Annotated in this window: 6 protein-coding genes; 4 read left to right on the forward strand and 2 right to left on the reverse strand. The window is 59.0% G+C overall.

The features are described from left to right. Positions 1-221 precede the first annotated feature (221 nt). On the reverse strand, positions 222-887 hold the full coding sequence (locus EOB59_RS33410) for an isoprenylcysteine carboxylmethyltransferase family protein (RefSeq protein ID WP_306462383.1): 666 nt from the start codon (positions 885-887) through the stop codon (positions 222-224). Positions 888-1,016: 129 nt separating this feature from the next. On the opposite strand from EOB59_RS33410, the gene EOB59_RS37025 reads away from it, so the two are divergent. After that, positions 1,017-1,382, forward strand: a complete 366-nt coding sequence (locus EOB59_RS37025; RefSeq protein ID WP_245329741.1) for a hypothetical protein — start codon at positions 1,017-1,019, stop codon at positions 1,380-1,382. Between the two features lie 124 nt (positions 1,383-1,506). Here the strand turns inward: EOB59_RS37025 and pmtA are convergent, their stop codons facing one another. Continuing rightward, entirely contained in the window at positions 1,507-2,100 is a 594-nt protein-coding gene (pmtA, locus tag EOB59_RS33420) for a phospholipid N-methyltransferase PmtA (RefSeq protein WP_095482953.1), read from the reverse strand. Positions 2,101-3,203: 1,103 nt separating this feature from the next. Between pmtA and EOB59_RS33425 the strand changes: the two genes are divergently transcribed. From EOB59_RS33425 to EOB59_RS33435, 3 genes are all read left to right on the forward strand, one after another. Next, positions 3,204-4,256: an ABC transporter substrate-binding protein gene (locus EOB59_RS33425; RefSeq protein WP_245486871.1), complete on the forward strand. Its 1,053-nt coding sequence runs from the start codon at positions 3,204-3,206 to the stop codon at positions 4,254-4,256. Between the two features lie 31 nt (positions 4,257-4,287). Continuing rightward, entirely contained in the window at positions 4,288-5,166 is an 879-nt protein-coding gene (locus tag EOB59_RS33430) for an ABC transporter permease (RefSeq protein WP_095482955.1), read from the forward strand. Next, positions 5,142-5,482: ATP-binding cassette domain-containing protein (locus EOB59_RS33435; RefSeq protein WP_128290208.1), on the forward strand; the 341-nt coding region annotated here is incomplete at its 3' end. The genes EOB59_RS33430 and EOB59_RS33435, both read left to right, overlap by 25 nt.

Raw genomic sequence — 5,482 nt, forward strand, 5'->3', positions numbered from 1 at the left:
ATCCAGAACATTATGGAGAGCTATCCGGTCGTGCCGCTGCTTGCCGGCATCGGCCTGTTGGCGGTCGGCGGGCTGGTGGCGGTGTTCTGAGTGACATTCCTCAAGGAACATCGTTGTCGAACTGGGCAGGGGTTGCCTTGATCGCAACAGGCGCCGTTCTGGTACGCTACAAAGGCTAACAGGAGGGCTATTCGCGGCGGCTTATTGCTCCGTCTTTAGGATCAGAACAGCCAAAAAAAGGTGGGCAGATAGCCAGCTACCTGGAGGTATTCGATGCCTTCGATGGCTGGAAAGATCGCCAGAAAATAGAGGGCATCGAAGAATGTGCTTCTTAATGCGCTCGTGGAGAACGCGTGCTGATGCTTGTCCTGATGCAGCCACGGCTTGGGCCAGAACCGCGGCGTCCTTGCCACATATGCTTCGAACTCCGGACCAAATTTGTCACGAAGAAACGTCTCTTCCTTTCGGGCAGTCATCCCGAAAACCGCATAGGTGCACACCCCCAGAGCGGATGCAACGATGAGCGATCCGAACATGAGGCCGATGCCGAATGCTCCGATCGTCGAAAACAGATATAGGGGATTGCGTGTGATCGAGTACGGCCCGCTAACTGCCAATTCGCTGTTCTTCCGCCCCCCGACATAGAGGATGCTCCACAACCTCCCGAGTATGCAGACGAGGATCAGAACAAAACCGATCATCTCGACGACCTCGTGAAGGCTAGATGCTTCATCCCAACCGGGGCGAGAGAATAGCAGCGAGCCAATCGCCGCTATGCTCAAGGCCCGGACGACCAAAAGTCTCTTCCGCTGATTAAATGGTTGCGGGGCAATGGAAGCGGACATCATGGTTCCTTCGACAAAGGCTTTTTCGGGGGCTCGCGCCAAGCAGTGCATCCAATGTCGACCGATCTGTCAGAAATGTGACGCGCTGTCCGTTTTCCTGGCGGCGACTGCTCGGTTTCAATGGCAAGCTGGATAGCCGATTGCGGTAGGCCTGACCCTTGGCAGATCCCTATGTCGGCAGCCCTTCGGAACTTGCCGGAAATTAAGGTCTCGGTGGATAAACCCGCATGGCTTTTGCTGGCAGGAAGACCGATGCGCGGGCGTGGATGGATCAAGGCGTTGCGTCAGGACGAGGCTCGGCAGGTGCGTGCGCGCATTGCGGAACTGGAGCGCGACCTCATAGCGCCCACACCTCAAGGACGCCATCGACGTCTCGAAGCCGGACATGAACTTCGCAATGCGAAGTCCCGCCTGGCGCGTCTCGAGGAATGCATCTCCGGAAATACCGGAGAAACATCGGCGTTAGCGGGAAGCTTCGCCGCTCTCAATGCTTGTAGCCGAACATCATCTCTCTGCTGCGGTCAAATCGATCCTTAGAAAATGCGGAATGGAAGGCGGTCCAGCCAGAGCGCGAATGGCTGGCCCCAGCACCAGGTTCAGTCGGCTTTGCAGTCCTGTACAAGGATTCCGAAAGCGACCTGTTGCCCGCGTCCCCCTGTGGTCACACTGCTCGTCGATAGGTCCAGAGTTGTGCGGGGGGAACATTGCGAACGACGAAATCATAGTGAGAAACGATGTAACGGTCGGGCATTTTGAGCACCGGTGACAGAAGACCGTAGGTGATTTGGATCACAGGTCGCCCGGCGGGGATTCGTGCAAGCAAATCCTCCAGCAGTGTGAGGCGCTGTTGCATCGGAAAGCTCAACATCGGCACTGCGCTTATGACACAATCGAACTTTTCCCGGCGCTCCCCCAGGGTTTCTTCCAGGGCAAACGCATTGCCCAAGCGGAAATCCACTCCCGGAAAGCGTCGCACCAGGCCCTCATAGAAATCCTTGGAATATTCGACCGAAGTCAACCGATGCGGTTTGATGCCTCTTTCCAGGATGGCCCTGGTGATGACACCAGTCCCGGCACCAAGCTCCAAAACCGGCAATCCAGAATGCGGGTTGACCACACTAGCCATGCGGCGCGCCGCATGGATCGACGTGGGCATGAGTGCGCCCACACCTTTCTTATCCTTCTGCCAACATTTGAAGAATTGCACTTCTTCCTCAAGTTTCTTGCCAAGGCGCTCTTTCAATCGAAAGACCATATCCGATCCCTTCTCCCGATCCGAGTCGGAGCGACTTTTTGTCGAAGTTTCGCCACATAAACAAGCCTGATTCACAGGGATGAATGCCGCGCTGGAGGCGCGAAACGCCCGCGCCGGCTAACACGCGCGTGTCCGCCATGATGACGTTTAATCGCTCAGATGCGCGCCAGTTCTTCCTGTATGGAAATCTTGGTCATGGCCTCGAGAGCTCCTCACGGCTCGTCGAGAAGCCGTATCTCCGGCTGCACCATCAGCGCCAGCGCGACGCACGCAGGGTTTCTCATCTGCTGCGCGCTTCGCCAGGCGCACAGCAGACAGCGAGGCCGCTACGGCCGCAAAAAACCCGCGACGGCGGCTCGATTCCGGGACCGGTCCGCCATTTTTGGCAGGTGATCCGTGCAAATGCGTGGCGTGGATCACCCCAGCTATCTCGTGGCCGCCCCATTACCAACGTCCTCTTTTCAACCGGCCGAGCCTCCCGACCGCCGGATCAATGATGACGATCCCCTCTGAATGGTTTTTTGAAGAGCCTGACGGTCTGCGCCGTCTTACCGTGGTTCCGGCTCTGCCATGGCCTTCCCTGCCGCGCAGGCGGCAAGGTGCTATCACTCTACTTTGCAATGGCCTTGGAAAATACGACAGCTGGACCATAATGATGAGGTTTAGGCAGAAGACTTTTCAGGGAACCCTTCAAAAAGGAAACAGCAGCTCTTCCGGTTCTTACGAGCCCGGCCGTTCCTATCGGCCGGTAATCATCGCAGGCTATAGTGCCTGTCCTTCCACTACCGGAGGCGAAGCGATTTTTCTGCTAGCAGCTTCACGCTGGGTCCTGTTCCAAGCCGAAGCTCGCTGGCAAGGCGCATAGGGCATCAGGAACCGCTTTCGGCGAGGACGTGAGTTGGCGCCGGTTAGAAACGCGACCTGCTCTGCGGCGCCCCAACCCGCCTCTTGTTGAGCGGCGCGTGCTCCGAATGAGCATTGGAGGCGAACAGCGTTTCCTTCGGGTGGCAAAGAACAGCACCTGATACTTTTATAGTCTACCAAATCACTGGACATACTAGCAGCGCAATTCGGAGCCTTCCCAAAACTGGAGCAAGACGATGGTGTTAGCTGTGGAGAGATTTTCAAGAAGGAGGTTTGGTGGGTTCGTGACCGCGTTCGCGGTAGGCTTGGTCGCTTCTTTCTCCCCCCTCATTGCCCCGGCGGGTAGTCCGGACGCGGGCAAGCTGCCGACCAAAATCCCGGCGGGCACTGTGCTTCGTATCGGCGATCCCGAGACGCAAAGGGCGCTGGAATTATCGGGGCTGATCGATCAACTGCCGTTCGAGGTCGAATGGGCCAATATCAGCGGTGGTCCACAGACAATCGAAGCCTTTCGCGCCAACGCATTGGACGTCGGATCCGTCGCCGACATTCCGCCCATCCACGCGACCTGGACGGGGCTCAAGGTCAAGATCATTGCCGCGAAGTTCCGCAAGGAACCGGTTGCGCACCCGATCTATCAACTCGGCATTGCACCGGGAGTCGAGGTCAGGACGCTCGCGGATTTGCGCGGTAAGCGGATTGCTTTCAGCCCCGGTCAGGCACAAGGCGCGCTGGTGTTGAGGGTCCTGCAGGCCGCCAGCCTGGAAAAGGAGGATGTACATCTCATCGAACTGCCCAGCAAAGGCGACGCCTATCCAGTGGCACTTGCCGGCAAGCAAGTCGACGTCGCGCCGATCTCGGGCGTCCTCATCAAGCGCTATCTGCGCCAGTATGGCGCCGACGGCGCTGCCACTATCCCGCACGGCTTGCGCGATGATCCAGCCCATCTCTATGCCCCACAAGCCGTGCTTGACGACCCGGCCAAAGCCGCCGCTCTCGGCGAATATGTGCGCTACTGGGCGCTAGCCGCCCGTTGGGTGGAAGAGCATCCCAAGGAGTGGATCGAGGGGTACTACGTCGCCACCCAGGGCCTCAACACAGAAGATGGCCAGTATCTGATCGACGCTGATGGTCAGTTCGACATCCCCTCCGACTGGAACGACGTGATCGTGCGCCAGCAGGCGACGATCGATCTCCTGGCCAAGGAGTTGAACAAGCCCGCGATCAAGGCCGAGGACCTGTTCGACAGGCGCTTCGAGGCGATCGCCACAAACGCGCTGAACGCCTCCTGACGCCTGCTTCCCGAGACCGGAGACGACACCGATGAACGCATTCTCGAACACCGCTGCGGTTGCACCCAACATTCCCTACGCAACGGATGAAAGGGCGCTGATTTCGCCTGCGGCCGAGCCCCGCGAGACCGGGACGAGGCGACTCGCACTTGGGCGAACGATCCCGTTTGGCGCGCTGATCGGGCCTGCACTTCTTCTTGTGATCTGGTCCATCGGCAGTATCGCCGGTCTGATCGATCCTAGAACGCTGCCGGCGCCTTGGTCGGTTGTCGGCACCGCCATCGATCTCATCGCAGAAGGGAAGCTTCAGCATCATTTGATGACGTCTGCCTGGCGGGCAGCACAGGGGCTGGTGTTCGGTGTCCTGATCGGGACCATCCTTGCTCTCATTTCAGGTTTGTCGCGACTTGGCGAGGCCATCATCGACGGCCCTGTTCAGATCAAGCGGGCGATACCGACGCTCGCTCTGATTCCGCTGCTGATGCTGTGGTTCGGCATCGGCGAGGGCATGAAAGTAACGACCATCGCGCTGGCTGTCCTGATCCCGATCTATATCCAGACCCACAGCAGCTTGCGCAGCATAGACAGCCGTTATGTCGAACTGGCCCAGACCTTGCGAATGGGCTACGGCGAATTCATCCGCCAGGTCATCCTGCCCGGCGCCCTTCCAGGGTTCTTCCTTGGCCTGCGTTTTGCGGTGACCTATGCCTGGCTGTCTCTGGTGGTGGTGGAACAGGTCAATGCCACCAGCGGCATCGGCTACATGATCGATCTCGCACGCAACTACGGCCAGACCGACATCATCATCGTCGGCCTTGTCGTCTACGCATTGCTCGGTCTAGCCTCCGACGGCATCGTCCGCTTCTTCCAGGAAAGGTCCCTGTCATGGCGTCGCACCTTGGCGGATTGAGCGGCGCGCCGGTGGTGCGGGTCGAGAGCCTTGTGAGACGTTTCGGCCCGCGAACCATCCTCGACGGCCTCAGCCTCGACATCGAGAGGGGGGAGTTCGTCGCCCTTCTCGGCCGTAGCGGGTCGGGCAAGAGTACATTGCTGCGCGCGCGCGCCGATCTCGACGACAAAGTCTCCGGCTCCGGCCGACTCGAAACACCCGACAAGAAATCGGTGGTGTTCCAGGATGCCCGGCTGTTGCCATGGAAACGAGTGCTGGAGAATGTGGTTCTTGGCCTCGACCTGCCGGAAGCCGCCGAACGCGGACGGGTAGCTCT

The organism is Mesorhizobium sp. M7A.F.Ca.MR.176.00.0.0, assembly GCF_004023165.1.
Taxonomy (GTDB): Bacteria; Pseudomonadota; Alphaproteobacteria; order Rhizobiales; family Rhizobiaceae; genus Mesorhizobium.